Origin of the sequence: Variovorax paradoxus, from assembly GCF_029919115.1 — a bacterium.
GTDB classification, from domain to species: Bacteria; Pseudomonadota; Gammaproteobacteria; order Burkholderiales; family Burkholderiaceae_C; genus Variovorax; species Variovorax paradoxus_O.
The window spans coordinates 2,010,348-2,036,170 of sequence record NZ_CP123990.1 but is presented as its reverse complement, the minus strand read 5'-3'; the positions used below and the strand labels follow the sequence as shown (position 1 = coordinate 2,036,170).

The 25,823-nt window shown below is 65.7% G+C and carries 25 protein-coding genes; 20 read left to right on the top strand and 5 right to left on the bottom strand.

The genetic code is table 11. The features are described 5' to 3' along the window. Positions 1–8 precede the first annotated feature (8 nt). Positions 9–1,532, bottom strand: a complete 1,524-nt coding sequence (locus tag QHG62_RS09970; protein ID WP_281150710.1) for a sensor histidine kinase — start codon at positions 1,530–1,532, stop codon at positions 9–11. Beyond that, entirely contained in the window at positions 1,529–2,257 is a 729-nt protein-coding gene (locus QHG62_RS09965) for a response regulator transcription factor (protein WP_281150709.1), read from the bottom strand. Before QHG62_RS09965 ends, QHG62_RS09970 begins: the two co-directional genes overlap by 4 nt. Positions 2,258–2,354: 97 nt before the next feature. On the opposite strand from QHG62_RS09965, the gene QHG62_RS09960 reads away from it, so the two are divergent. The 4 genes from QHG62_RS09960 to msrA all read left to right on the top strand — a co-directional run bounded on the left by QHG62_RS09960 (position 2,355) and on the right by msrA (position 4,930). Further along, the gene (locus tag QHG62_RS09960) at positions 2,355–2,987 is read left to right on the top strand and encodes a cytochrome b/b6 domain-containing protein (protein WP_281150708.1); all 633 of its coding nucleotides are present in this window, start codon (positions 2,355–2,357) and stop codon (positions 2,985–2,987) included. Further along, entirely contained in the window at positions 2,987–3,778 is a 792-nt protein-coding gene (locus tag QHG62_RS09955; protein ID WP_281151561.1) for a molybdopterin-binding protein, read from the top strand. Before QHG62_RS09960 ends, QHG62_RS09955 begins: the two co-directional genes overlap by 1 nt. Positions 3,779–3,881: 103 nt before the next feature. Next, a complete protein-coding gene (locus QHG62_RS09950) occupies positions 3,882–4,133 on the top strand; it encodes a pentapeptide MXKDX repeat protein (RefSeq protein WP_281150707.1) in 252 nt (83 codons plus the stop codon). Positions 4,134–4,228: 95 nt separating this feature from the next. Continuing rightward, on the top strand, positions 4,229–4,930 hold the full coding sequence (gene msrA, locus QHG62_RS09945) for a peptide-methionine (S)-S-oxide reductase MsrA (protein ID WP_281150706.1): 702 nt from the start codon (positions 4,229–4,231) through the stop codon (positions 4,928–4,930). A 3-nt stretch (positions 4,931–4,933) separates the two neighbouring features. Here the strand turns inward: msrA and QHG62_RS09940 are convergent, their stop codons facing one another. Next, positions 4,934–5,965 carry a class I fructose-bisphosphate aldolase gene (locus QHG62_RS09940; RefSeq protein WP_281150705.1) on the bottom strand — a complete coding sequence of 344 codons (1,032 nt, stop codon included), beginning with the start codon at positions 5,963–5,965 and terminating at the stop codon, positions 4,934–4,936. A gap of 52 nt (positions 5,966–6,017) precedes the next feature. Beyond that, on the bottom strand, positions 6,018–7,190 hold the full coding sequence (locus QHG62_RS09935; RefSeq protein ID WP_281150704.1) for an NAD(P)/FAD-dependent oxidoreductase: 1,173 nt from the start codon (positions 7,188–7,190) through the stop codon (positions 6,018–6,020). An 85-nt stretch (positions 7,191–7,275) separates the two neighbouring features. Between QHG62_RS09935 and QHG62_RS09930 the strand changes: the two genes are divergently transcribed. The 16 genes from QHG62_RS09930 to QHG62_RS09855 all read left to right on the top strand — a co-directional run bounded on the left by QHG62_RS09930 (position 7,276) and on the right by QHG62_RS09855 (position 24,526). Next, a complete protein-coding gene (locus tag QHG62_RS09930; RefSeq protein ID WP_281150703.1) occupies positions 7,276–8,169 on the top strand; it encodes a LysR substrate-binding domain-containing protein in 894 nt (297 codons plus the stop codon). Between the two features lie 178 nt (positions 8,170–8,347). Beyond that, on the top strand, positions 8,348–9,310 hold the full coding sequence (locus tag QHG62_RS09925; RefSeq protein ID WP_281150702.1) for a MurR/RpiR family transcriptional regulator: 963 nt from the start codon (positions 8,348–8,350) through the stop codon (positions 9,308–9,310). Next, positions 9,307–10,269, top strand: coding sequence for an isoaspartyl peptidase/L-asparaginase family protein (locus QHG62_RS09920; protein ID WP_281150701.1), 963 nt, complete (start codon positions 9,307–9,309; stop codon positions 10,267–10,269). The genes QHG62_RS09925 and QHG62_RS09920 overlap by 4 nt, the downstream gene beginning before the upstream one ends. A 31-nt stretch (positions 10,270–10,300) precedes the next feature. Then, positions 10,301–12,178 (top strand): dipeptide ABC transporter ATP-binding protein, encoded by a 1,878-nt coding sequence (locus QHG62_RS09915; protein WP_281150700.1) that lies wholly within the window; start codon positions 10,301–10,303, stop codon positions 12,176–12,178. Between the two features lie 58 nt (positions 12,179–12,236). Next, the gene (gene gsiB / locus QHG62_RS09910) at positions 12,237–13,787 is read left to right on the top strand and encodes a glutathione ABC transporter substrate-binding protein GsiB (protein ID WP_281150699.1); all 1,551 of its coding nucleotides are present in this window, start codon (positions 12,237–12,239) and stop codon (positions 13,785–13,787) included. 137 nt (positions 13,788–13,924) lie between these two features. Next, positions 13,925–14,845 (top strand): glutathione ABC transporter permease GsiC, encoded by a 921-nt coding sequence (gsiC, locus tag QHG62_RS09905; RefSeq protein WP_281150698.1) that lies wholly within the window; start codon positions 13,925–13,927, stop codon positions 14,843–14,845. 10 nt (positions 14,846–14,855) lie between these two features. Then, positions 14,856–15,776: a glutathione ABC transporter permease GsiD gene (gsiD, locus tag QHG62_RS09900; protein WP_281150697.1), complete on the top strand. Its 921-nt coding sequence runs from the start codon at positions 14,856–14,858 to the stop codon at positions 15,774–15,776. Between the two features lie 13 nt (positions 15,777–15,789). Continuing rightward, on the top strand, positions 15,790–16,857 hold the full coding sequence (locus QHG62_RS09895; RefSeq protein ID WP_281150696.1) for a P1 family peptidase: 1,068 nt from the start codon (positions 15,790–15,792) through the stop codon (positions 16,855–16,857). Positions 16,858–16,876: 19 nt separating this feature from the next. After that, positions 16,877–17,698: a M55 family metallopeptidase gene (locus QHG62_RS09890; RefSeq protein WP_281150695.1), complete on the top strand. Its 822-nt coding sequence runs from the start codon at positions 16,877–16,879 to the stop codon at positions 17,696–17,698. A gap of 267 nt (positions 17,699–17,965) precedes the next feature. Next, positions 17,966–19,744, top strand: a complete 1,779-nt coding sequence (locus tag QHG62_RS09885; protein ID WP_258506010.1) for a nitrite/sulfite reductase — start codon at positions 17,966–17,968, stop codon at positions 19,742–19,744. Continuing rightward, entirely contained in the window at positions 19,741–20,136 is a 396-nt protein-coding gene (locus QHG62_RS09880) for a DUF934 domain-containing protein (RefSeq protein ID WP_281150694.1), read from the top strand. The genes QHG62_RS09885 and QHG62_RS09880 overlap by 4 nt, the downstream gene beginning before the upstream one ends. A gap of 24 nt (positions 20,137–20,160) precedes the next feature. Beyond that, positions 20,161–20,793 (top strand): phosphoadenosine phosphosulfate reductase family protein, encoded by a 633-nt coding sequence (locus QHG62_RS09875; protein ID WP_281150693.1) that lies wholly within the window; start codon positions 20,161–20,163, stop codon positions 20,791–20,793. Positions 20,794–20,825: 32 nt separating this feature from the next. Beyond that, positions 20,826–21,779, top strand: coding sequence for a sulfate adenylyltransferase subunit CysD (cysD, locus tag QHG62_RS09870; RefSeq protein ID WP_281150692.1), 954 nt, complete (start codon positions 20,826–20,828; stop codon positions 21,777–21,779). Then, a complete protein-coding gene (locus QHG62_RS09865; protein ID WP_281150691.1) occupies positions 21,779–23,116 on the top strand; it encodes a sulfate adenylyltransferase subunit 1 in 1,338 nt (445 codons plus the stop codon). The genes cysD and QHG62_RS09865 overlap by 1 nt, the downstream gene beginning before the upstream one ends. Positions 23,117–23,159: 43 nt before the next feature. Further along, positions 23,160–23,489 (top strand): ferredoxin FdxA, encoded by a 330-nt coding sequence (gene fdxA / locus QHG62_RS09860; protein ID WP_055806301.1) that lies wholly within the window; start codon positions 23,160–23,162, stop codon positions 23,487–23,489. Then, positions 23,486–24,526: an NAD(P)/FAD-dependent oxidoreductase gene (locus tag QHG62_RS09855; protein ID WP_281150690.1), complete on the top strand. Its 1,041-nt coding sequence runs from the start codon at positions 23,486–23,488 to the stop codon at positions 24,524–24,526. Before fdxA ends, QHG62_RS09855 begins: the two co-directional genes overlap by 4 nt. On the opposite strand, the gene QHG62_RS09850 is transcribed toward QHG62_RS09855, so the two are convergent. Continuing rightward, positions 24,513–25,817, bottom strand: a complete 1,305-nt coding sequence (locus QHG62_RS09850) for an aspartate aminotransferase family protein (protein WP_281150689.1) — start codon at positions 25,815–25,817, stop codon at positions 24,513–24,515. The two genes, QHG62_RS09855 and QHG62_RS09850, sit on opposite strands and share 14 nt — an antisense overlap. Positions 25,818–25,823 lie beyond the last annotated feature (6 nt).

The following is a 25,823-nucleotide window of genomic DNA, read 5'->3' as shown; positions in this document are numbered from 1 at the left end:
CAGGCGCTTCAGGCGCCTGCGGCCCCGCCCAGCTGAAAACGGAACACCGCGCCCTTGTCGGGCTGCTGCACGAGCCTGATGTCGCTGCCGTGCAGTTGCAGGATGCGCTGCACGATCACCAGGCCCAGCCCGCCGCTGCCGGAGCCATCGCTGCGCGCGCCGCTCATGAACACCGGGCGCACGAAGAGCCCTTTCTGCAACTCGCCCGGGATGCCGGGGCCCGTGTCGCTTACCTGCACGGCCACGCCTGAGCTGGCGGGCCGCAGCTGAACTTCGATCCGGCCGCCGGCCGGCGTGTGGCGGATGGCGTTGTCCAGCAGGTTGGTCAGCACGCGCTCGATCATTCCCAGGTCGGCCGACACCACCGGCAGGCCCGGTGCAATGTCGGGCCTGAGCTGCTGCTGGCGGGCCTCGGCCGCGAGTTCGAATTTCTGGAACACGTCTTGCACCAGATCGGCCAACGCGAAGTTCTCCTTCTCGGGCTTGACCACGCCGTATTCGAGCCGCGCCAGTTCGAACAGCTCTTGTGCGAGCCGGCCCACCTTGCGGCTTTGGCCGAGCGCAATCTCGAGATAGCGCCGGCGCTCTTCTTCGCTGAGCGTGCCCGCCTTGAGCAGCAGGGTTTCAAGATACCCGTGCAGCGACGTGAGCGGCGTGCGCAGGTCGTGCGAGATGTTGGCGAAGAGTTCGCGGCGCTGCTGGTCCTGCAGCGTGAGCTCGCGCCATTGCTCGGCGATGCGGCGCTTCATCTGCGTGAAGGCCTGGCCCAGCAGCGCGATCTCGTCGCCGCCATGCGAGAGCCGCTCCAGCCCGGCGGCTTCACCGCCGGCCGGGGCCGGGCCCTCGGTCTCCAGCGAAGCCACCCCCCCGGTTTCGAATTGCTTGACCGCCTGGGTCAGCTCGCGCAGCGGCCGCGTGATGAGCCGGAAGGCCGCCAGGCCTGCAATGAGCCCGAGCAGCGCCACCAGCGCCATCGACCAGAGCGTGGTGCGCAAGAGATTGTCGGTTGCGAGCCTGGCGGCCAGCGCGTCGTAGTCTTCACCTTGCAGCACCACGTAGACGTAGCCCGCATCCCGACCACCCACTTTCAGCGGTGCTGCACTGAACACCTTGGCTGCGTTCGGGCTGCGCGGATCGTCTCCCACAATAGGAAGCGCAGCACCCGACAGGAGCTTGCGGATCGGCTCGAGCGCGACGCGGTCGCGCCTCAGGTGCCCGGGCGGCGCAGCCTGCGCCTCGATGCGGCCGTCCAGCCCCAAGAGGTAGACCTCCACGCTGGGGTTGACCGCCATCAGCTTGTCGAACAGGTCCTTCACCGCGGCCTGGTTGAGGCCGCCGGGGCGCATCAGCTCCGAGTTCTCGGCAATGTGCGCCGCCAGGCCGCTCGACAGGCGCTGCACAACTTCCTGCCCGTGCAGCCCGCTCGCGCGCACCTGCAGCCAGGCCGAGGCGCCGCAGCAGGCCAGCAGCAGCACCGCGAAAACCATCGAGAGGCGGCGCGAGAGCGTGGCCCAGGCGGCCGGGGTCCTCATGCGCTCCCCTCCTCGCCGGCACCGGTGGCCGAGAGCTTGTAGCCCCGCCCCCAGACCGTCAGGATGCGCCGCGGCTCGGCCGGATCGGCCTCGACCTTGGTGCGCAGCCGGTTGATGTGCGTATTGACCGTGTGCTCGTAGCCGTCGTGCTGGTAGCCCCAGACCTGGTTGAGCAGGTCGAGGCGCGAAAAAACCTTGCCCGGATTGCGCGCGAAGAAGTACAGCAGGTCGAACTCGCGCGGCGTGAGCTCGATGAGCCTGGCATCGACGCGCACCTCTCGTGCCAGCGGGTCGATGTCGAGATTGCCCAGTGCGAGGCTCCCCGACTCCATGCGCGCATTGCGCGCCAGCGCATCGGTGCGGCGCAGCAGCGCCTTGACGCGAGCCACGAGCTCCAGCACCGAAAAAGGCTTGGCCAGGTAGTCGTCGGCGCCCAGCTCCAGTCCCAATATGCGGTGCACCTCGCTCGACCGCGCACTGATGATGATGATCGGCGTGTAGCGGGCCATGGCGCGGGCCCGGCGGCAGATCTCGAGACCGTCGACCCCCGGCAGCATCAGGTCGAGCACCAGCGCGTCCCACTGGGCGCGCTCCAGTTCGCGAAGGCCGGCGTGGCCGTCGGCTGCGTGGCCGACCTCGTAGCCCTCGTCGCGCAGGTGCATGCGCAGAAGCTCGGCGATGTGGGCGTCGTCCTCGACGATCAGCACGCGTTTGGCGGTATCCATGGCGCCGATTGTCCTGCCAACCGGCTTCGGGAGTTATCACGATTAATTGAACTTTGCGTGATGAATCGGCCATGGGGTGCGCCCAAGAATCCGCTCCATGACCAGCAACGCCATTGCAAGCACCGCACCCGATGCCCGCTCCATCCACCCGCTGTGGATGCGCATCACGCATTGGCTCAACGCCCTTGCGGTGCTGGTGCTGGTGGCGAGCGGCTGGCGCATCTACAACGCATCGCCCCTCTTTGCGTTCCGCATTCCGGACGCGGTCACGTTGGGCGGCTGGCTCGGCGGCGCGCTGCAATGGCACTTTGCGGCCATGTGGCTGCTGGTGTTCAACGGCTTCGTCTATCTGGCGATCAATATCGCCAGCGGCCGGCTGGCCGCCAGGTTCTTTCCGGTCACGCCCGCCGGCGTCTGGCACGACGCGCTGGCCGCGCTCAAGGGCCGGCTCTCGCATGCCGACCCGCGCCGCTACAACAGCGTGCAGAAGCTGGCCTACCTGTTCGTGATGCTCGACATTGCCGTGATCGTGCTTTCGGGCCTCGTGCTGTGGAAATCGGTGCAGTTCGCCGTGCTGCGCGAACTCTTGGGCGGCTACGAGCTTGCACGCCGCATCCACTTTTTCGGCATGGCATCGCTGGTTGCCTTTGTCGCCGTGCACCTGGTGATGGTGGCGCTCGTGCCCCGCACCCTTCTCACCATGATCCGCGGCCGCGCGCCAAAGCAATGATGAAGATATTCAAAGCCCCCCGAATGACCGGCGTCGACGGCGACGCCGTGGTGCGCGAAGCCCGCACGCTGATCGCACGGCAGCTCGACCAGCCCGCGCGCCGCGCCTTCCTGCAACGCTCGCTCACGCTCGGCGGCCTGTCGCTGCTCACGGGCTGCAGCATCAGCGACGACAGCCATGTGGAAGCGGCGCTCTCGAAGATCTCGCGCTTCAACGACAAGGTGCAGGGCCTGATCTTCAGCCCGACGCAGCTCGCTGAAACCTACCCCGAATCGATGATCACGCGGCCCTTCCCGTTCAACGCCTACTACGGCGAAGACGAGGTCCGTGAGGTCGACGAGGCCGGCTACAGGCTCGAAGTGACCGGCATGGTCGCCGACAGGCGCAACTGGACGCTGGCCGAGCTGCGCGCCATGCCGCAGCACGACCAGGTCACGCGCCACATCTGCGTGGAGGGCTGGAGCGCGATCGGCAAATGGGGCGGCGTGCGATTTGCCGACTTCCTGCACCGCATCGGCGCGGACACAACGGCCAAGTATGTCGGCTTCAAGTGTGCCGACGACTACTACACCAGCATCGACATGCCGACCGCACTGCACCCGCAGACGCTGCTCACCCTCAGCTACGACGGGCAGCCCCTTCCGCCGAAGTACGGCTTTCCCATGAAGCTGCGGATGCCCACCAAGCTTGGCTACAAGAACCCCAAGCACATCAAGGCGATCTTCGTCACCAACACCTATTCAGGTGGCTACTGGGAAGACCAGGGCTACAACTGGTTCGGAGGGAGCTGAGCCGCACCCGTGCGACTCGACTGCCGATGAAAGCGCGAGGCCGTGTTCCAGAGGGACCGTGCCGTTCTCTTGAAAAAATGAAACATCAACTGGAAGATTCCGAATGAACAAGCTCACTGCAACCCTGCTCGCAACCTGCATCGCCTTTGCTGGCGCCTCGGCCCTTGCCGCGGACGACATGGCCAAGGACGGTATGGCCAAGGATTCGATGGCAAAGGACGGCATGAAGAAGGACTCGATGGCCAAGGACTCCATGTCCAAGGACGGAATGAAGAAAGACTCGATGTCCAAGGACGGCATGAAGAAGGACAGCATGTCCAAGGACGCGATGGGCAAGGACGAAATGAAGAAGTAAGAGGCGCGGGTACGCGGCATTGACGCCCGCCGCAATCGGCGGCAATGTCGCTCCCATCCGCTGGCATCGCAGACTCACTCGCATCGGAACCGCACATGAGAATCCTTGCATTCACCGCCGCCGCACTCGCAGCCGCAGCGATGGCCTGGCCTGCCGTGTCTTCGGCTGCCGATCCCGGGCGGCGCGTGCCGGCGGCCGCGGTCGACCTCGCGGCCCCGCCCACCCTCAAGTACGACACCGCGGTGTTTGCCGGCGGCTGCTTCTGGGGGGTGCAAGGCGTGTTCCAGCGCGTCAAGGGCGTGAACAACGCCGTGTCGGGCTATGCCGGCGGCGATGCCAGGACGGCGCGCTATGACGACGTCGGGTCGGGCCGCACCGGCCACGCCGAAGCGGTTCGAATTACCTACGACCCGCAGCAGATCAGCTACGGCAAGCTGCTGCAGATCTATTTCTCGGTCGTGCACGATCCGACCCAGCTGAACCGGCAGGGGCCCGATACCGGTCCGCAATACCGCTCGACCGTATTTGCCGAGAACATCGAACAGGCACGCATTGCCAAGGCATACATCACGCAGCTGAACCAGGCCAACACCTTCGGCAAGCCGCTCGCGACCACCATCGAAATGTCGAAGCCCTTCTATGCGGCCGAGGCCTATCACCAGGACTTTCTCACGCGCCACCCAAGGCATGCGTACATCGTGTTCCACGACCAGCCGAAGATCGAAGACTTGAAGAAGCTGTTTCCCGAAGACTACCGGCAGACGCCGGTGCTGGTGAATACGGCCAAAAGCAGTTGAGGCTCAGCCCGGTTCGGGCGCATCCGCCAATGCGTCGTAGGCGCCGCGCCGCGCAGCCTGGTTGCAGCGGGCGCGGTACACCAGTGCTTGCTGGGCCGCTTCAACGTTGGCGGCGTCGCCCTTCCACGCATCGAGCGCCGGCTGCTGCACCGCGCGCGAATACGAAAACGCCAGAGCCCATGGCAGGCGCGAACCGAATGTCGCGTTCATGGCATTCAACCGGGCCGATGCGAGCTGTGCCGATTGGCCGCCCGACAGGAATGCAACGCCAGGCACCGCCGCAGGCACGGTGCGCAGCAGGCACGACACCGTGGCCTCGGCAACCTCGTCCACGCCCTCCTGCTTCGGGCAGTCTTGCCCGGGCAACACCATGTTGGGCTTCAGCAGCATGCCTTCGAGCAGCACGCCCTGCAGGCGCAACTGCGCAAACACCGCATGCAGCGTGTCTTCGGTGATTTCGGCGCAGCGCGCGAGGGAATGGTCGCCTTCCATCAGCACCTCGGGCTCCACGATCGGCACCAGCCCGGCCTCTTGGCAAAGGGCCGCATAGCGGGCCAGCGCATGGGCGTTCACCTCGATGCATGCCCGGCTGGGCAAGCCGGGCCCCGGTGTAATGACGCCGCGCCACTTGGCAAAGCGCGCGCCCATGCCGGCGTACTCGGCCAGGCGCTCGCGCAGTCCGTCCAGGCCTTCGGTCACCGCCTCTCCCGCGTGGCCGGCCAAAGGCTTCGCGCCGGTGTCGACCTTGATGCCCGGAATGATGCCCGCCGCCTCGAGCGCCGACACGAACGACGCACCCCCGCTGGTGCGCTGCCGTATGGTTTCGTCGAAAAGAATCGCGCCGCTGATGCATGCGCCGAGGCCCGGCGCGGTCACGATCAGTTCGCGCCAGCTGCGGCGTGCGTCTTCGGTCTGGGGAATGTTCAGCTTCGCAAAGCGCTTGTGGCAGGTGGCGTTGCTCTCGTCCATTGCGAGCAAGCCCTTGTCGCCGGCAACCAGCGCCTGTGCGGTATCGATCAATGCCTGTGCAGTCATGATGCTGTGGCCCTCGCTTGCGAAGCATCGTACGCCTCCGCCCGGCCTCCGGCTAGATCACGTTCTTCTCTACCAGCGGCCTGTTCTCGAGAATGCGCGAAAACGAAACCGGCGACAGGTCGAGGGTGCGGTATTCGCCGTGGCGAATGAGTTCCGCCACCCCTCGGCCCGCCGCGGGGCACTGCTGCAGCCCGTGCCCCGAGAAGCCGTTGGCAAAGTAGAGGTTGTCGCAGTCCGGGTGCAGCCCGAGGATCGCGTTGTGGTCGAACACGTTCATCTCGTAGTAGCCGGCCCAGGCGCTGGTCATGCGAATGGCTTCGAAAGAAGGCACGCGCGCTGCCAGTGCCGGCCAGATGAAATCGTCGAAAACGCGGTAGTCGACTTCGAGCGGCGCATCGTCGCGGTCCCTGTCCTGCGGCGGCGCAAAGCCGCAGATGAATCGGCGCCCCTCGGGGCGCAGCCAGATGCCCGACGTGTCGATGATCAGCGGACAGCCCGGCAAGGTGTCGGGGCACGAAAAGCTGAACACCATGCGGCGCCGGCCGCGCACCGGCAGATCGATGCCGGCCCAGCCGGCCACCTTGGCGGCCCAGGCGCCCGCGGCGTTGACCACCACGTCGGCCTCGATCGGGTCGCCGATGTCCAGTTCAACGCCCGTCAGCATGCGGCCGCTGCGCTGTAAACCTGTTGCCTTGGCCTGCACATAACGGGCGCCCTGCGAAATGGCCTTTTTGCGAAACGCCTGCAGCAGGCTGTAGCCGTCGTACCAGCCCTCGCCCGAAAGACCGAGCGACGCCAGCGCGACGCCGTCGGTCGAAATCCACGGAAAGCGGGCTTCCAGCTGCTCGGGCGTCAGCAAGACCACGTCGACGCGGTGCGCCCTTTGCGTTGCATGGTTCTCGCGCAGCACGTCGACGCCTTCCGGCGAAGCAAGGTACAGGTACCCGGGTTCGACCAGGCCGATGTCGGGCACGTTGTCGCCCACGCGCAGGGTTTCGCCAAGGCGGCGAAAAAACTCGATGCCGTAGAGCGACATCTCGATGTTGATGGCGGTGGAGAACTGCTGCCGGATCGAGCTCGCGGACAAGGCCGACGAAGCCTGCGTGTACGAGAAATCGCGCTCGACCACGGTCACGTCGAACGGCTCTTCCGCCGGTTCCTGGTTAAGAAAATAGGCAATGGCAGAACCTATGGCTCCGCCGCCGATGATCACCACACGACGCATGAAAACCCTTTCTTGCTGCTCGCCGACAGGTCCATTCTTACAAGCGCCGGGAAAAACCGCGAGGCCCGCACGCAGAATAGCAACGATGAGAAAAGACATTCCCAACCTGGGCGCGCTGCAGGCCTTCGAGGCCTCGGCACGCCTGGGGAGCTTCACCCGCGCGGCGGCCGAATTGGCCCTGACGCAAAGCGCCGTCGGGCGGCAGGTGGCCACGCTCGAGCAGCGGCTGGGCGTGCCGCTGTTTTCGCGCGTGCGGCGGCGGTTGACGCTCACCGATACGGGGCGTGAATATGCGGCGCGCATTCGCCGCCATCTGGACCAGATCCGCCGCGATACGCTGGAAATCAGCGCCGGGCACGACATGGGTTTTGTGCTCGAAGTGGCGGTGGTGCCCACCTTCGCCACCCAATGGCTGATTCCACGGCTCCCCGACTTCAGCCGGCAGCACCCGAACGTCACAGTCAATCTCTCGGTGCGCACGCAGCCCTTCTCGTTCCAGGAAAACGCCTATGACGCCGCCATCTATTTCGGCGACCAGTTCTGGCCGAGTACGCAGGGAGGATTGATCTTTTCCGAAGGCGAGATGGTTCCTGTGTGCAGCCCGGCCTTCCGCGATGCGAATGGGCCATGGGACGAATCGGCCTTCGAGCGTTGCCGCCATGTGCACCTGAGCACGCGCGCGCACGCCTGGCGCGACTGGTATGCGCAGCAGGGTTGGGACTACACGCTGCACGCCTCGCGCGGCCCGCGCTACGAACTTTTCACCATGGTGACCGCCGCCGCCGCTGCGGGAATGGGCGTGGGCCTGGCACCGCGCATCCTGATCGAGCGCGAACTGCGAACCGGCGAACTCGTGGTTCCGATCGACCGGCACCTGGATGTGAGCCAGGGCTACTACTTTGCCTATCCCGAAGGCCCGCCGGCCTCGGGGGCGCTGGAGCAGTTCAAGGGCTGGGTGCTCGGGCTTACGCCGACCTGAAACGGCAGACCGGACTCCTGGTCCGCGGTTCCCGCTGCGCAAAACCGCTTCCTGTTCGGGCCAAAGCAGGCCCGTAATTTGCTCATTCGATCAAAAATGACAGAAAATTTTCTTTTTTGTCTTATATTTGTAAACTGATTTTCATCAAACACTCCCTTCCGGAGTGCACGGCCCACGAATGAGCACCAACGTAGACACCACCGGCACCACCGTGGCCCAGCGCATTGCGCAGGCGTTGCCGCGGCTGACGCGGTCGCACCGCCAGGTGGCCGACTACGTTCTGGAGCATCCGCTGCAGGTCGCCACGCTGCCCATCGATGAGCTTGCGGCAGTGGTGGGCGTGTCGGTTGCCACGGCCAACCGCTTTGCCCGCGCGTTGGACTTCGACGGCTACGCCACCTTTCGCGCCGAGCTCGTGCGCGGTTTTGAATCGCTGGTGGCGCCGGTGGAGCGCCTGCGCGGCAACCTCGAGCATCCGACCACGGTGGCCGAGGTGTTTGCCACCGCGCTCGACGAGAGCCGCCGCAACATCGAAGCCACGCGCCAGTCGCTGGACTACGCCGCCTGCGAGGCCGCGGTGCAGCGCATCTTGAAGGCGCGGTCGGTGTACATCGGCGGCTTTGGTGCCAGCGCATGGCTGGCGGGGCTGTTGCAGCACGGCCTGGACGGCAGCTGCAACGACGTGCGAATGCTTTCCAGCGTGAGCGGCGTCACGCACGCGGCGCGCACGCTGATGCATGCAGGGCCGCAGGACTTGTTCATCGGCCTGACCTTTCCGCGCTATCTCACCGATACCGTGGCGCTGGCGCAGATTGCGCGCGGCCAGGGCTGCGCCGTGCTGGCGCTGACCGACCGGCCGAGCTCGCCGCTCGCGCCGGTGGCCGACGTGGTTCTTTATTGCCAGACCGAAACCAGCTACCGGCCGAACTGCGAAACCAGCGTGCTGGCCTTGATCGAGGCGCTGACCAGCGCGGTGGCGCTGCGTGCACCCCGCGCGGTGCAGTCCGCGAGCCGCATCCTGCAAGCCGTGCGCCCCTGGCTGCATGGCGCACAGGGCCTGGCGCGGTCTGAGCTGCCCGCACAACCCGCGAGCGCGGCGCCGGCCGGTGCCCGCAAGAAAAACAAGAAATCGCCCACATGACAAACAGCAGAAGCACACCGGTCATCGCCATTCACGGCGGCGCCGGAACCATCAGCGCCGCAACCACCAGCGCGGCCCAGGCGCAGGCCTATCACGACGCGCTGCAGAACATCGTGCGTGCCGCGCAGGCCGCGCTGCTCAAGGGCGCATCCGCGATGGACGCCACTTGCCTGGCCGTTGAAATGCTCGAAGAGTGCCCGCTTTTCAATGCGGGCCACGGTGCGGTTTTCACGCACGACGAAACCCATGAACTCGATGCCGCCGTGATGGACGGCGCCACGCTGGCCGCAGGCGCCATTGCCGGGGTGTGCCACATCCGCCGACCGGTGCGCGCCGCGCGTGCCGTGCTGCAGGACGGCGCCCATGTGCTGCTGGCCGGCGCCGGCGCCGAAGCCTTTGCGCGCGAGCACGGTCTCGAAATGGTCGAGCCATTTTTCTTCTCGACCGAAGCGCGCCGCCAGCAGCTCTACCGCGTGCGCGATACCGGCCGCGTGGTAACCGACCACGAAGGTGCCGCCATGACGCCGCCGCTCGACGAAGACAAGAAGTTCGGCACCGTGGGCGCCGTGGCGCTCGACATGCACGGCCACCTGGCCGCGGCCACCTCGACCGGCGGCATGACCAACAAGCGCGTCGGCCGCATCGGCGACACCCCGCTGATCGGCGCCGGCACCTATGCGGACGACCGCACCGCCGCCGTCTCTTGCACCGGCAGCGGTGAAATGTTCATCCGCATTGCGGCCGCCTACGACGTTTGTGCGCGCATGGCCTACGGCGGCGCCACGCTCGAAGCCGCCACGCATGCGGTGGTGCACCAATCGCTACCCGCCATCAATGGCACGGGCGGCCTGATCGCCATCGACCGCCACGGCAACCTGAGCCTCGCCTTCAACAGCGAAGGCATGTACCGCGGCCACGCGCGCGGCGATGAAGCCCCTGTGACGGCCATCTTTGCCTGACGCGCACGCTCCTTCTTTTTCCCGCACCGCCATGTCCTCCCCTGCCCTCGCCCTGCCAGACGGCCGTGTTCTCGCCGTCGACGATCTCACCGTTCGCTTTTCGACTTCCGAGCGCACGGTCGATGCGGTCAAGAACCTGTCTTTCCACGTCGACCACGGCGAAACGCTTGCGGTGGTGGGCGAATCGGGCTCCGGCAAGTCGGTCACTTCGCTCGCGCTGATGCGGCTGGTGGAACATGGCGGCGGCCGCATCCTTGGCGGGCGCATGGCGTTTCGCCGCCGCAGCGGCGAAGTGCTCGACCTGGCCCAGGCGCGCGACGCAGAGATGCGCAACATCCGCGGTGCGGACATCGCCATGATCTTCCAGGAGCCGATGACGTCGCTCAACCCGGTGTTCACCGTCGGCGAGCAGATTGCCGAGGCCATTCGCATCCACCAGGGCAAGAGCAACGCGGCCGCACGCGCCGAGGCGTTGCGCATGCTCGAGCTGGTGCGCATACCTGAAGCGCGCAACGTGCTCGACCGTTTTCCGCACCAGCTCTCGGGCGGCATGCGCCAGCGCGTGATGATTGCGATGGCGCTCTCGTGCAAGCCGCAGTTGCTGATTGCCGACGAGCCCACCACCGCGCTGGACGTGACGATCCAGGCGCAGATCCTGCAACTCATTCGCGAGCTGCAGAAAGAAATGCGCATGGGCGTGCTCTTCATTACGCACGACATGGGCGTGGTTGCCGAAATTGCCGACCGCGTGCTGGTGATGTACCGCGGCGACAAGGTGGAGGCCGGCAGTTCCGACACAGTCTTTGCCTCTCCGCAGCACCCGTACACCAAGGCGCTGCTGTCGGCGGTGCCCAAGCTCGGCGCCATGCAGGGCACCGACCTGCCCGCCAAGTTCGAACTGCTGCGTACCGAAGGCAGCGCCGATACCGTGCCGGTCACCGACGCAACGCCGCAGACCACGGTGCGCGAAGAGGCTGGTCCCATCCTTCGCGTGCGCGACCTGGTCACCCGGTTCGATGTGCGCAGCGGGCTTTTCGGCCGCGTGAAGCGGCGCGTGCATGCGGTGGAAAAGATCAGCTTCGACCTCTACCCCGGCGAAACACTGGCGCTGGTGGGCGAATCAGGTTGCGGCAAGTCCACCACCGGCCGCTCGCTGCTGCGCCTGGTCGAAAGCCAGAGCGGCGCCATCGAGTTCGGCGGCCAGAACATCCGCGAGCTGCCGACGCGCGAGCTGCAGGCGCTGCGCCGCAATATCCAGTTCATCTTTCAAGACCCGTTCGCGTCGCTCGATCCGCGCGTGACGGTCGGCTTCTCGATCATGGAGCCGCTCTTGATCCACGGCATTGCCAAGGGCGCCGAAGCGCAGCAGCGCGTCGACTGGCTGCTGCAGAAGGTGGGGCTGCCGCCCGAGGTGGCGCAGCGCTATCCGCACGAGTTTTCAGGCGGCCAGCGCCAGCGCATTGCCATTGCGCGCGCCCTCGCGCTCAACCCCAAGGTGGTGGTGGCCGACGAATCGGTGTCGGCGCTGGACGTTTCGATCCAGGCGCAGATCGTCAACCTCATGCTCGACCTGCAGCGCGAACTGGGCGTGGCGTTTCTCTTCATCTCGCACGACATGGCCGTGGTGGAGCGCATCAGCCACCGCGTCGCCGTGATGTACCTGGGACAGATCGTGGAGATCGGCCCGCGCCGCGCGGTTTTCGAAGCGCCGCAGCACGCCTACACCCGCAAGCTGATGGCCGCGGTGCCGGTGGCCGATCCGTCGCGCCGCCACAAGCCTCGCGCGCTGCTCGAAGGCGAAATTCCCAGCCCCATTCGCGCCGTGGGCGACGAGCCCGACGTGCCGCCGCTGGTGCAGGTGGCACCTGGGCACTTTGTCGCGCGGCACGCCGTTGGCGGCGCGTTCTGAATTTTTCAACCCGCAGGCCCTCCTGCTTTTTTCCCTCGAACCGACTGGAGTTCTTTCCATGAAGCAATCTTCTTCCTCCCTGCGATGGGCATCGGCACTGCTGGGCCTGGCCGCCTTTGCAATGACCGGCACGGCAATGGCCGCGAAAGACGCGGTGTTGTCGATCGGCTACCAGCCCGAAACGCTCGACCCCTACAACACCAACACGACCATCACCACGGCCGTGACCAAGACCTTCTATGAAGGCCTGTTCCAGTTCGACAAGGACCTGAAGGTGCAGAACGTGCTGGCCGAAGGCTACGAGGTGTCGAAGGACGGCCTGGTCTACACCATCAAGCTGCGCCAGGGCGTCAAGTTCCACGACGGCACCGACTTCAACGCAGAAGCCGTCAAGTTCACGCTCGACCGCGTGCTGAACCAGGACAACAAGCTGCTGCGCTACAACCAGTTCAACCGCGTGAGCAAGGTCGAAGCGGTGAACGCCAGCACCGTGCGCATCACGCTGAAGGAGCCGTTCGGCCCCTTCATCAACTCGCTGGCCCATGCATCGGCCGCGATGATCTCGCCCACCGCGCTCAAGAAGTGGGGCAACAAGGACATCGCCTTCCACCCCGTGGGCACCGGCCCGTTCGAGTTCGTCGAGTGGAAGCAGACCGAAGCCGTCAAGGCCAAGAAGTTCGACGGCTACTGGAAGAAGGGCTACCCCAAGGTCGACACGGTGCAGTGGAAGCCGGTGCTCGAGAACAACACGCGCGCCGCCATGCTGCAGACCGGCGAAGCCGATTTCGCCTTCCCGATTCCCTACGAGCAGGCCGAGCTGCTCAAGAAGAGCGACAAGCTCGAAGTGGTGGCCATTCCGTCGATCATCACGCGCTTCCTGGCATTCAACATGCTGCAGAAGCCGTACGACAACCCGAAGGTGCGCGAAGCCATCGGCTACGCCATCAACAAGGAAGCCCTGGCCAAGGTCGCGTTCGGCGGCTATGCCTTCCCAGCGCAAGGCGTGCTGCCGCAGGGCGTGAAGTTCGCCGAGAAGATGGCGCCTATTCCCTACGACGTGAAGAAGGCCAAGGAACTGCTGGCGGAAGCCGGCTATCCGAACGGCTTCGAATCGGTGCTGTGGAGTGCCTACAACAACACGACCAGCCAGAAGACGATCCAGTTCGTGCAGCAGCAGCTCGCGCAAGTGGGCATCAAGCTGCAGGTGCAAGCGCTCGAAGTGGGCCAGCGCACCGAGCAGGTCGATGCATGGCCCGATCCCAAGACGGCCAAGGTGCGCATGTACTACACGGGCTGGTCTTCGTCGACCGGCGAAGCCGACTGGGGCCTGCGCCCGCTGTTCGCCTCTGAAGCCTGGGCGCCCAAGCTGAACAACATGTCTTTCTACAAGAGCGATGTGGTGGACAACGCGCTCGCCAAGGCGCTGATTACCGTGGACGACAAGGAAAAGGCAGCGCTCTACAAGACCGCGCAGGAAGAGATCCGCAAGGACCTGCCGCGCGTGCCGCTGGTCACCGAGCAGAACCTGTCGGCGCATTCCAAGCGCCTGTCGGGTGTGCACGTGATGCCTGACGGCAACATCAACATCGACGCCATTGCTGTGAACTGACCCACCCCCGAAGCGGCTCACTTCGTGTAGCCGCCTCCCCCTCAAGGGGGCGACACCAGCGGCCCGGCAAAGCCGGTTCCGCGGTGTCTCCCGACTAGGGCCCCAAAGGCTCCGAGAGGCCTGATCGCCTGTATGCCATGCTGAATTACTTTCTCAAACGACTGTTGGGCCTGATCCCGACGCTGCTCATCGTGGCAGTGCTGGTGTTCCTGTTCGTCCACATGCTGCCGGGCGATCCGGCGCGCCTTGCCGCCGGCCAGGACGCCGACGAGCAGACCGTGGCCATGGTGCGCGCGGAGCTGGGCCTGGACAAGCCGCTGCCGCAGCAGTTCGTGAGCTTCTTCACCCACATGCTGCAAGGCGACTTCGGCACCTCGATCCGCACGCGGCGGCCGGTGGCGACGGAAATCGGCGAGCGCTTTTTTCCGACGGTGATGCTCACCATCACCAGCATGGTGTGGGCGGTGATTTTCGGCATGGGCATCGGCATTGTTTCCGCGGTGTTCCGCAACCAATGGCCCGACCGCCTCGGCATGACGCTGGCGGTATCGGGCATCTCATTTCCCGCATTTGCATTGGGCATGCTGCTGATGCAGATCTTCTCGGTTCAGCTCGGCTGGCTGCCCACGGTGGGGGCCAGCAGCTGGAAGCACTACATCCTGCCTTCGATCACGCTGGGTGCAGCGGTGGCGGCCGTCATGGCGCGCTTCACGCGCGCATCGTTCGTCGAAGTGATCCAGGAAGACTTCGTTCGCACCGCGCGCGCCAAGGGCGTGCGCGAGCGCACGGTCATCATCAAGCACTGCCTGCGCAACGCGCTCATTCCGGTGGTGACCATGATGGGCCTGCAGTTCGGCTTTCTGCTGGGCGGCTCGATTCTTGTCGAGGCGGTGTTCAACTGGCCCGGCCTCGGCCGCCTGCTGGTCGACGCCGTGCAGATGCGCGACTACCCCGTCATCCAGACGCTGGTGCTGCTGTTCTCGCTCGAATTCATCCTGATCAACCTGGTGGTCGATGTGCTGTACGGCTACATCAACCCCACCATCCGCTACAAGTGAGGCAGCCGACATGACGCAAGCTACCGGCGTGTCTGCCGAAAATATCTCTCCGCCCGTGGTGGCGGTTCAAACCGCGGGCAAGGTCCGCACGCCGTGGGGCGAATGCTGGCGCCGCTTCAAGAAGCAGCCGGTGGGCATCGTTGCGGCGGTGTTCGTGCTGCTGCTGGTGTTCGTTGCGGTGTTCGCGCCGTGGATCGTGCCCTTCGACGCAGAGAACTTCTTCGACTACGACATGCTGAACACGGGCCCTTCGGCCACGCACTGGTTCGGCGTCGATCCGCTGGGCCGCGACATCTTCAGCCGCATCCTGATGGGCGCACGCATTTCGTTGATGGCGGGTTTTCTCTCGGTGCTGGTGGGCGGCTTCGTCGGCACGGCCTTCGGCCTGCTCGCGGGCTACTACGAAGGCTGGTGGGACCGCATCGTGATGCGCATCTCCGACGTGCTGTTTGCCTTTCCGGGCATTCTGCTGGCGCTGGGCGTGGTCGCCATCCTGGGCAGCAGCATGACCAACGTGGTGGTGGCGGTGTCGGTGTTCAGCGTGCCGGCGTTCGCGCGCCTGGTGCGCGGCAACACGCTGGTGCTCAAGCAGCAGACCTACATCGAGGCCGAGCGCAGCATCGGCGCATCGGACTGGACCATCATCGTGCGGCACATCCTGCCGGGCACCATTTCGTCGATCGTCGTGTATTTCTCGATGCGCGTGGGCACGTCGATCATCACGGCGGCCAGCCTCTCGTTCCTGGGCATGGGCGCGCAACCGCCAACGCCCGAATGGGGCGCGATGCTGAGCGAAGCACGCGCCGACATGGTGACCTCGCCCCACGTGGCGCTGTTCCCGAGCCTGGCCATCTTCTTTACCGTGCTGGCCTTCAACCTGCTGGGCGATGCGCTGCGCGACGCGCTCGACCCGAAGATCGATCGCCAGTAGACCAGGGCCTCGCATGCCATCGATTCCGCACATCGGCAGCCTGCCCTCGGGCTCGCGCAACGCCATCACCGACGTGCAGGGGGTCTCGGTCGGCCACCGCACGCTGAACGACGACGGTGTGCAGACCGGCGTAACCGTTGTGCGCCCGCATGGCGGCGACGCTTTCCGCGACAAGGTTCCGGCCGCGGCCGTGGTGCTCAACGGCTTTGGCAAGAGCGTGGGGCTGGTGCAGGTCGAAGAGCTTGGCGTGCTCGAAACGCCGATCGCGCTCACCAACACCTTCTCCGTCGGCACGGTTGCGACGGCGCAGATCCGCGACTGCGTGGCGGCCAATCCGGAATCGGGGCGTTCGCTGCCCACGGTCAATCCGCTGGTCTTCGAGTGCAACGACGGCTTTCTCAACGACATTCAGCGGCTGGCAGTGACCGAGGCCGACTACCTGCACGCACTGCAAAGCGCAGGAGCCGATTTCGAGCAGGGCTCGGTGGGCGCGGGCCGCGGCATGTCGAGCTTCCAGTTCAAGGGCGGCATCGGCAGTGCGTCGCGCTGCGTGCCTTCGCGCCACGGCGGCGTGCACACCGTGGGCGCGCTGGTGCTGGCCAACTATGGCCGGCTGCCGCAACTGATGCTGGCGGGCCGGGCGGTGGGCGCGCAACTCGCGGCGCAGCTGGCTTCGCAAGAAGCAGCCGCGCAGGCGACTGCGGCGGCCGAGCCGGAAAAGGGCTCGATCATCATGCTCATTGCCACCGACGCCCCGCTGGACGCACGGCAACTGCGCCGGCTGGCGTTGCGCGCAGGTGCCGGGCTGGCGCGCACGGGCTCGGTTTTCGGCCACGGCAGCGGCGACATCGCACTGGCTTTTTCGACCGCGTACACCGTGCCCGACCGGGCCGAACGGCCCATGCCCGCCGTCGCCATGCTGCACGACAGCCTGCTTGACGATATCTTCCAGGCTGCGGCCGACAGCACCGAACAGGCCATCGTCCACGCGCTGTGGCGTGCCACGGCGGTTACCGGCCGCGACGGCCACCACCGGCATGCGCTTTCGGAACTGCTGCCGCCCTCTTCCTTCATCTCTTGATCCGCAGGCATTGCTCCGCATGAAAGTTCTGATCTCCACCGACATCGAAGGCGTTGCCGGCGTCTACCACCAGGAGCAGGTGCGCCCCGGCAATCCGGAGTTCGAGCGTGCCCGGCTGCTGATGGCGCAAGAGGCCAATGCGGCCATTGCCGGCGCCTTCGAGGCCGGCGCCACCGAGGTGCTGGTCAACGATTCGCACGGCGGCTTTCGCAACATGCCGCCCGACGTGCTCGATGCGCGCGCGCGCGTGGTCCAGGGCAAGCCGCGCTACCTGAGCATGGTGGCGGGCGTGGAAGAAGAAGGCGTGCAAGCAGTCTGCATGGTGGGCTACCACTCTCGGGCACAGGGGCGCGGCATCCTCGCCCACACCATCAACAGCTTTGCGTTCGCGGGCATCTGGCTCGGCGACCAGGAGCTGGGCGAGGCCGGGCTCTATGGCGCGCTGGCCGGTGAATACGGCGTGCCGGTGGTCATGGCCAGCGGAGACGATGTATTCATCGCCGAGAACCAGCCGGTCTTTCCGCATGCGGTCTTCGTGCAGACCAAGCGGGCCACGGGGTTCAGCAGCGGCGTGTCGCTTTCTCCCGATGAGTCGCGCGCGGCCATCCACGCGGGGGTGATTCAGGGCCTGGCGGCCAGGGCCAGCGCAGCGCCCCTGGTCTTCGAGGGCCCGCAGGTGGTCACGCTGCGCACCCAGTCGCCCGCCATGGCCGATCTTTTTTGCCAATGGCCGTCGTTCGAACGCGTCGATGGTGTGAGCTTGCGTTTCACCGCAGACTCTGTGGAAGCCGCGGTTCGCATGCTGAACTGCTGCTCGGCCATGTCGGCCATGCTGCGCTGAAGCAGCACCCGCACTCTCCCCAAGACGGGAGTGGACAAAACGCGCAATCCCAATGGGCCTTATCCTAGGCCTGCGGAGCACTCGCGCCCTTATCCAGAATAAGCATTCAACCGCCCGGCAACCCGCATGGGCATTGGAGAATAAGCTTATCCGCATAAGGCGCGAACCAAAAAATAGTTTGCTTCCATAAGGCGTGCTTTCAGAATCTCGGCTTCTTGCTGGGGCGCCCCGTTGGACGTGCGGCACCGCACTTCTTCAAGACTCACGATGTACCAATACACAGATTTCGATCGCCAGTTCGTCCACCAACGGGCAGCCCAATACAGAGACCAGCTCGAACGCTGGCAAAAGGGCAAGCTCGCCGAAGACGAGTTCCGCCCGCTGCGGCTGCAAAACGGCTGGTACGTGCAACGCTATGCGCCCATGCTGCGCGTGGCCGTGCCGTACGGCGAGCTCTCGAGCCGCCAGCTGCGCGTGCTGGCCCGCATTGCGCGCGAGTACGACGAGCCCGAAGCCGAGGTCTACAAGAAGGCCATCGAAACGCAGGGCCTGCTCGGCAGCCACAAGCTGCCCACGCACTACGCCCACTTTTCGACGCGCCAGAACGTTCAGTACAACTGGATTCCGCTGTCCAAGTCCGCCGACGTGATGGACCTGCTGGCTTCGGTCGACATGCACGGCATTCAGACCAGCGGCAATTGCATTCGCAACATCACCAGCGACGAGCGTGCCGGCATCGCGGTCGACGAAATTGCCGATCCGCGTCCGTTCGCGGAAATCATGCGCCAGTGGAGCACGCTGCATCCTGAATTCGCCTTTCTGCCGCGCAAGTTCAAGATTGCGATTACCGGCGCCACCGAAGACCGCGCCGCCACCGGCTGGCACGACGTGGGCCTGCATGTGGTGAAGAACGAGGCCGGCGAAATCGGCTTTCGCGTGCAGGTGGGCGGCGGCATGGGCCGCACGCCCATCATCGGCACCGTGCTGCGCGAGTTCCTGCCGTGGCAGCAGATCATGAATTACCTCGAAGCGGTGATTCGTGTCTACAACCGCTATGGCCGCCGCGACAACATCTACAAGGCGCGCATCAAGATCTTGGTAAAGGCCGAAGGCCAGCGCTACATCGACGATGTAGAAGCCGAGTACAAGCAGATCATCGAGCACGACGGCGCACCGCACACCATCACGCAGGAAGAGTACGACCGCGTTGCCGCATCCTTCGTACCGCCGACGCTCGCCACGCGCGTGCTGCAAAGCGCTGAGAAGACCGACGCCGAGTTGCGCGCCCACGCCGCGGACGACGTGCAGTTTGCCCGCTGGCTGGCCCGCAATGTGGCCCCGCACAAGAACCCCGCGCTGCGCGCCGTCACCCTGTCGTTCAAGCGCCTGAAGCAGGCGCCCGGCGATGCATCGGCCGACCAGCTCGACACGCTCGCCGTGCTGGCCGACCGCTTTTCGGCCGGCGAAGCCCGCGTAACGCACGACCAGAACATCGTGCTGCCCTGGGTGCATGCCGAAGACCTGCACGCGCTGTGGCTCGCCGCCCGCGCGGCCGGCTTTGCCAGCGCCAACGTGCACCTGCTCACCGACATGATCGCCTGCCCCGGCGGCGACTTCTGCGCGCTGGCCAATGCGCGCTCCATTCCCATTGCCGAAGCCATCACCGAGCGCTACCAGGACCTGGACGAGCTCGACGACCTGGGCGAGATCGACCTGCACATCAGCGGCTGCATCAACTCGTGCGGCCATCACCACAGCGGCCACATCGGCATCCTGGGCGTCGACAAGGACGGCAAGGAGTGGTACCAGGTCACCCTGGGCGGCTCCGACGGCTCCGCGCTCAGCGGCACGCCGCAGGCCGGCAAGGTGGTCGGTCCCTCGTTCTCGGCGGCCGAAGTGCCGGGCGTGATCGAGGCCGTGCTCACCACCTACCGCGACACCCGCGAAAATGGCGAGACCTTCATCGACACGTTGCGCCGCGTGGGCCACGACCCGTTCAAGGCCGCGGCCAACAGTGCACGCTTCAAGGTGGAGGAAGCAGCATGAACCGCAAGCTGAACATCCTGGCCGCCGAAGAGCACATCGACGACGGCGACCCGAAGGTGCTGCAACTGCCCAACGATGCCGACCCGCTCGCCATCGAGGTGTGCCTGGAAGACATCGAGCGCATCGACCTGAACTTTCCGAAGTTCACCGACGGCCGCGCCTACAGCCAGGCCTTTTTGCTGCGCCGCCGCCTGGGCTTCAAGGGCGACATCCGGGCCACCGGCGACGTGCTGATCGACCAGCTGGTGCAGATGGAACGCACCGGCTTTTCGAGCGCCGTGCTCAAGGAAGGCGTGGACGCCTCCGACGCGCAGCGCCAGTTCGACCGCTTTGCCGCCTTCTACCAAGGCGACGCGGTGCAGCCGGTGCCGCACTTCGTGGCCAGCAACTGAGCCCGCAGCACAGGAACCTTCGACATGAGCATTGCCACCGACATCGACTTTGCACGCATCAACACCGAACTCGGCCGCAACGCCGAGGGGCTGGTGGATTGGGCAATCGGCCTCGGCCAACCGGCGATCGTCACCACCAACTTTCGCCCGTTCGAAGCCGTGATCCTGCACATGGTCACGCGTGCCAAGCGCGACGTTCCGGTGATCTGGATGGACAACGGCTACAACACCGAGGCCACCTACCGCTTTGCCGACGAAGTGACGAAGCAGCTCGGCCTGGATCTGCATATCTACCTGCCGCGCCGCTCGCGCGCACACCGTGAAGCGGTGGAGGGCCCGACCCCGGCGCTCGACGATCCGCGGCACGCCGCGTTCACCGAAGAAGTGAAGCTGGAGCCCTTTGCCCGCGCGCTGCGCGAAACAGCGCCCAAGGTGTGGTTTACCGCGCTGCGCGCCACCGACACGGCAGTGCGCGCGCAGATGGACCCGGTTAGCGTCAACCCCGACGGCCTGATCAAGGTTGCGCCGCTCTTGCACTGGTCGTCCAAGGATTTGTACGAATACTGCGAAGCGAACGGCCTGCCCAACAACTTCGACTATGTGGACCCGACCAAGGGCGAAGACAACCGCGAATGCGGCTTGCATCTTTCGCACTGAACGATCGATCTCCGCATCCAGGACCCCATCCGATGAACGCCCGTACCGAAGCCGAACTTTTGCAGCCCTCGATGCATTCCCCTGCGCACCTGTCCAACACGCACCTCGATGCGCTCGAGGAAGAAACGATCTTCATCCTGCGTGAAGTCGCGGCCGCCTTCGAGCGCCCCACCCTGCTGTTTTCGGGCGGCAAGGATTCGCTGGTGCTGCTGAAGTGCGCCGAAAAGGCTTTTGGTGTCGGCCGCATTCCCTACCCGTTGCTGATGATCGACACGGGCCACAACTTTCCCGAAGTCACGGCCTACCGCGACCAGCGCGCCAAGGAACTGGGCGCCGAGCTCATCGTGCGCAGCGTCGAAGACTCGATGGCGCGCGGCACCGTGCGCCTGGCCCACCCGGGCGAGTCGCGCAATGCGCACCAGTCGGTCACGCTGCTCGAGGCCATTGAAGAATTCCGCTTCGAGGCGCTGATTGGCGGCGCCCGCCGCGACGAGGAAAAAGCCCGCGCCAAGGAGCGCATCTTTTCGCACCGCGATTCATTCGGCCAATGGCAACCGAAGGACCAGCGCCCCGAACTCTGGACGCTGTTCAACACGCGCCTGGCACCGGGCGAGCACTTCCGCGTGTTCCCGATTTCGAACTGGACCGAGCTCGACGTGTGGCAATACATCGAGCGCGAGCATGTGGGCCTGCCGTCGATCTACTACACGCACAAGCGCGAAGTGGTCGAGCGCCGCGGCCTGCTGGTGCCGGTGACTGAACTCACCCCGCCGCGAGACGGCGAAACGGTGCAGGTGCGCGACGTGCGCTTTCGCACCGTGGGCGACATCACGACCACCTGCCCGGTCGAAAGCCTGGCCGCCGACGCCGGCGACGTGGTGCTCGAGACCCTGTCGGTCGACGTGAGCGAGCGCGGCGCCACGCGCATGGACGACATGACTTCGGAAGCTTCGATGGAGAAGCGCAAGAAAGACGGATATTTCTGATGAGCACGACGACGGCAACCCTCGATAGCAACGCCCTGCACGGCGACACCGGCACCGCCCTGCGCTTCATCACTTGCGGCTCGGTGGACGACGGCAAGAGCACGCTCATCGGCCGACTGCTGGTCGACAGCAAGACCGTGCTGCAAGACCAGCTGGCCGGCGTGCAGCGCGGCGGCGAAACCGATCTCGCCCTGCTTACCGATGGCCTCTCGGCCGAGCGCGAACAAGGCATCACGATCGACGTGGCCTACCGCTACTTCTCGACCGCCAAGCGCAAGTTCATCATCGGCGACGCGCCGGGCCATGAGCAATACACCCGCAACATGGTCACGGCCGCCTCGGCCGCCGATGCCGCCGTGGTGCTGGTCGATGCCACCAAGCTGGCCTGGGCCGCAGAGGTGGAAGACGGCACCGTGGTCAAACGCGAGCTGCTGCCGCAAACCCGCCGCCACACGCTGCTGACCCATCTGCTGCGCGTGCAGTCGATCGTGTTCGCGGTCAACAAGCTCGATGCCATCGACGACGCCGCCCTGGCCTTCGAACGCATTTCGACCGCGCTGAACGCCTTTGCCGAAGCGGCGGGCGTGCAGGTGGCCGCCATCGTGCCGATCTCGGCCCTCAAGGGCTGGAACGTGGCCACGCGCCATGCCGATTGGGTCGGCTACGAAGGCCCGAGCCTGCTCGAGCTGCTCGAGGAACTGCCGGTGACCGTGCAGGACGAGGCCGTGCCCTTCGCCTTCCCGGTGCAGTGGGTCGAAAAATTCTCTTCCTCGTCCGACACTTCGCAAGGCCGCCGCGTGTTCTGGGGCCGCGTAGCCTCGGGCCATGTGGAGCCCGGCCAGCGCGTGACCGTGCTGCCCAGCAACCAGACCGCCACCGTCGCCCAGGTGCTGAGCCACACGCGCCAGCCGAAGGCGGTGCATGCGGGCCACAGCGCCGGCATCGTGCTCGACCGCGAAGTGGATGTGTCGCGCGGCGACTGGCTGCTGGCGCCCGAGGCCTTCGAGCCGGTGCGCGAAATCACCGCCACCGTGGCCTGGCTCGACGACGAGCCGCTGGTTGCGGGCCGCGTCTACTGGGCGCTGCAGGGCCATCGCTGGGTCAAGGCCAAGGTGGCGCGCATCGTCGACCGGGTGAACATCACCACACTCGAATCCGAGCCGACGGCACAGCTGGAGGCCAATTCGATCGGCGATGTGGTGCTTGCGCTGCAGCAGCCGCTGGCCGTTCTGCCCTTCACGCAATCGCGGGCATTGGGCTCGCTGGTGCTGGTCGACACAGCCACTCACAAGACCGCTGCTGCCGTGCTCGTGCAGCCTGCCGCCGCAAAGGCCTAAAATCTCGGGTTTTCCCGACCCACATACTGACGTTAGAAGACAAATGACCCACGTCGTCTCTGAAGCCTGCATCCGCTGCAAATACACCGACTGCGTGGACGTATGCCCCGTGGATTGCTTCCGCGAAGGTCCCAACATGCTGGTGATCGACCCGGACGAGTGCATCGATTGCGCGGTTTGCATTCCTGAATGCCCGGTCAATGCGATCTACGCCGAGGAAGACCTCCCGGCCAACCAGATCGCCTTCATCAAGCTCAACGCCGAGCTCGCGCTGGCCGACGGCTGGAAGAGCATCACCAAGCGCAAGCCGGCCCTCCCCGACGCCGAAGAGTGGAAAGACAAGACCGACAAGATCGGCGAACTGGTCCGTTGAACCCCGAAGGCCCGGCCCCCATCGAAACCGACGCGCTCATCATCGGCGCCGGTCCGGTCGGGCTGTTCCAGGCCTTCCAGCTCGGCCTGCTCGAGATTTCCTGCCACATCGTCGATGCGCTGCCCGCCGCGGGCGGCCAGTGCGTGGCGCTCTACGGCGACAAGCCGATCTACGACATTCCGGGCACACCATTCACCAGCGGGCGCGATCTTGCGCAATCGCTGCTGCAGCAGGTGGCGCCGTTCAAGCCGCAGTTCCACTTCGGCGAGCAGGTCGCCACCCTTGCCCGCCAGGCCGATGAGCGCTTGCTGCTGACGACATCGGAAGGCAAGGCCTTCCTGGCCAAGACCGTGTTCATCGCGGCCGGCGTCGGCGCCTTCGTGCCCAAGCGAATTGCCATCGACGGCATTGCGCAGTTCGAAGGCAGCTCGCTTTTCTATCACCCCGATTCGCTGGAGCGCTTTGCGGGCCAGACCGTGGTGGTGAATGGCGGCGACGACATTGCGCTGCAAACCGCCATCGGGCTCACCGCCATTGCCAAACAGGTCACGCTGGTGCACCGGCGCGACGGCTTCCAGGCCGATGAAAACCTCGTCGCTTCGATGCGCGCGCTGGTCGCCGAAGGTAGGCTGGCGTTCAAGGTGGGCCAGCCCACCGCCTTCGACGGCAAGCAACTGCAGATCACCACCCCAGACGCAACGACTGTCGACCTGCCGCTCGACGCGCTGGTCGCCTGCCTTGGCATTTCGCCCCGCCTCGGCCCCATTGCCGATTGGGGCCTGGAGCTCGAGCGCAAACAGGTGCCGGTCGACACCGAAAAATACGAAACCCGCGAACGCGGCGTGTTCGCGGTGGGCGACATCAACACCTACCCGGGCAAGAAGAAGCTCATCGTCTGCGGCTTTCACGAGGCCACGCTGGCCGCCTGGGGGGCCACCGCCATCGTGTTCCCCGGCAAGGCCGTGCCGCTGCAGTACACGACCACCAGCACGCGGCTGCACGAGCTGCTGGGCGTGGCCAGCACTACTCCGCGCTAGGCAGCAGCGCCCGGCACTCGCCGATGAAGCTGCCGATGGCGGCGACGAAGCGGTCGATGTCCGCATCCGGCAAGGGCAGCGACAGCACCACGAAGCCCCGCGGCGAAGCGTAGATGCCTTGGCTCAGCAGGTGAAAGAACAGCAACTGGCGCAGACGCCCGTCGACCACCGCCAGATCGTCCACACGCCGCACTTCCCGTCGGAGGAAATGCGCATTCATCAGCGAACCGACGCCGGTGAACTGCATGGCCACGCCCTCCTTCGTGCACAGCGCATTGAGCCGCGCGCGCATCGCCTCGCCGCGCTCGGCCAGCGCGCCGGCCGCCTCGGGCGTGAACAATTTCGTGAGACCGGCATACCCGGCGGCCATGGTCATCACGTTGTTGTTGAAGGTGCCCGAATGAGAGAGCGACCCCGTGCGCGGATCGAACTGCGCCATCACGTCCGAACGCCCGCCGAAAGCGCCGAACGACATGCCGCCGCCGATGTACTTGCCGAGTGTGGTGAGGTCTGACCGGATACCCAGCTTGTCGGCAAGGCCGTTCGGCGCAAGGCGCGAGGTCATGACCTCGTCGAAGATCAGCAGCGCGCCGACCTTCGTCGCGCCATCGCGGAGTGCCTGAAGGAAGTCGAGGCGCCCCGGAATGCAGCCGCTCGCGCCCTGCATCGGTTCGGCCAGGATGGCGGCGATCTCCGGCCCGTGCTTGGCGATCTGCTCGCTCGCAAGCTGTGCGTCGTTGTAGGGCAGTACCAGGAAGTCGAACGGCACAGTCGTCGGCAAGGGCTTGGCACCGAACCCCAGCACGCCGCCGTGATAACCGCCTGAGAACACCACGATCTTTCGGCGGCCGGTGAAGTGCAGCGCAGCCGTGAGCGCCATCAGGTTTGCCTCGGTGCCAGAGTTGGTGAAGCGCAATTGCTCGATCTGCGGAAAGCGCTCGCAGATGGTTTTTGCCAACCGCCCTTCGAGCAGGTTGTGCCCCGTGAGGTTGATGCCGCTTTGCATCGCCTCGATGACGGCATCGCGGATCTCGGGCGCCGAGTGGCCGTAGACGCCGGCCGTGTACTCGGCGATGAAGTCCGCATAGCGGTGGCCGTCGGCGTCCCAGAGCGCAGCGCCCTCGCCCTTGGCGATGGTGAGCGGAAACGGCGCATAGAAAAGCACCGAGCGGCTGTTGGCGCCGGGCATGTAGCGCGCCTGCTCCTCGAACTGGCGCCGGCTCGCGGGGTTGCTGTCGATGAAGCGCCGATGCGCCTCGGCAAGGGCATGGTCGATTGCGGCGTCGGTCATGGACGG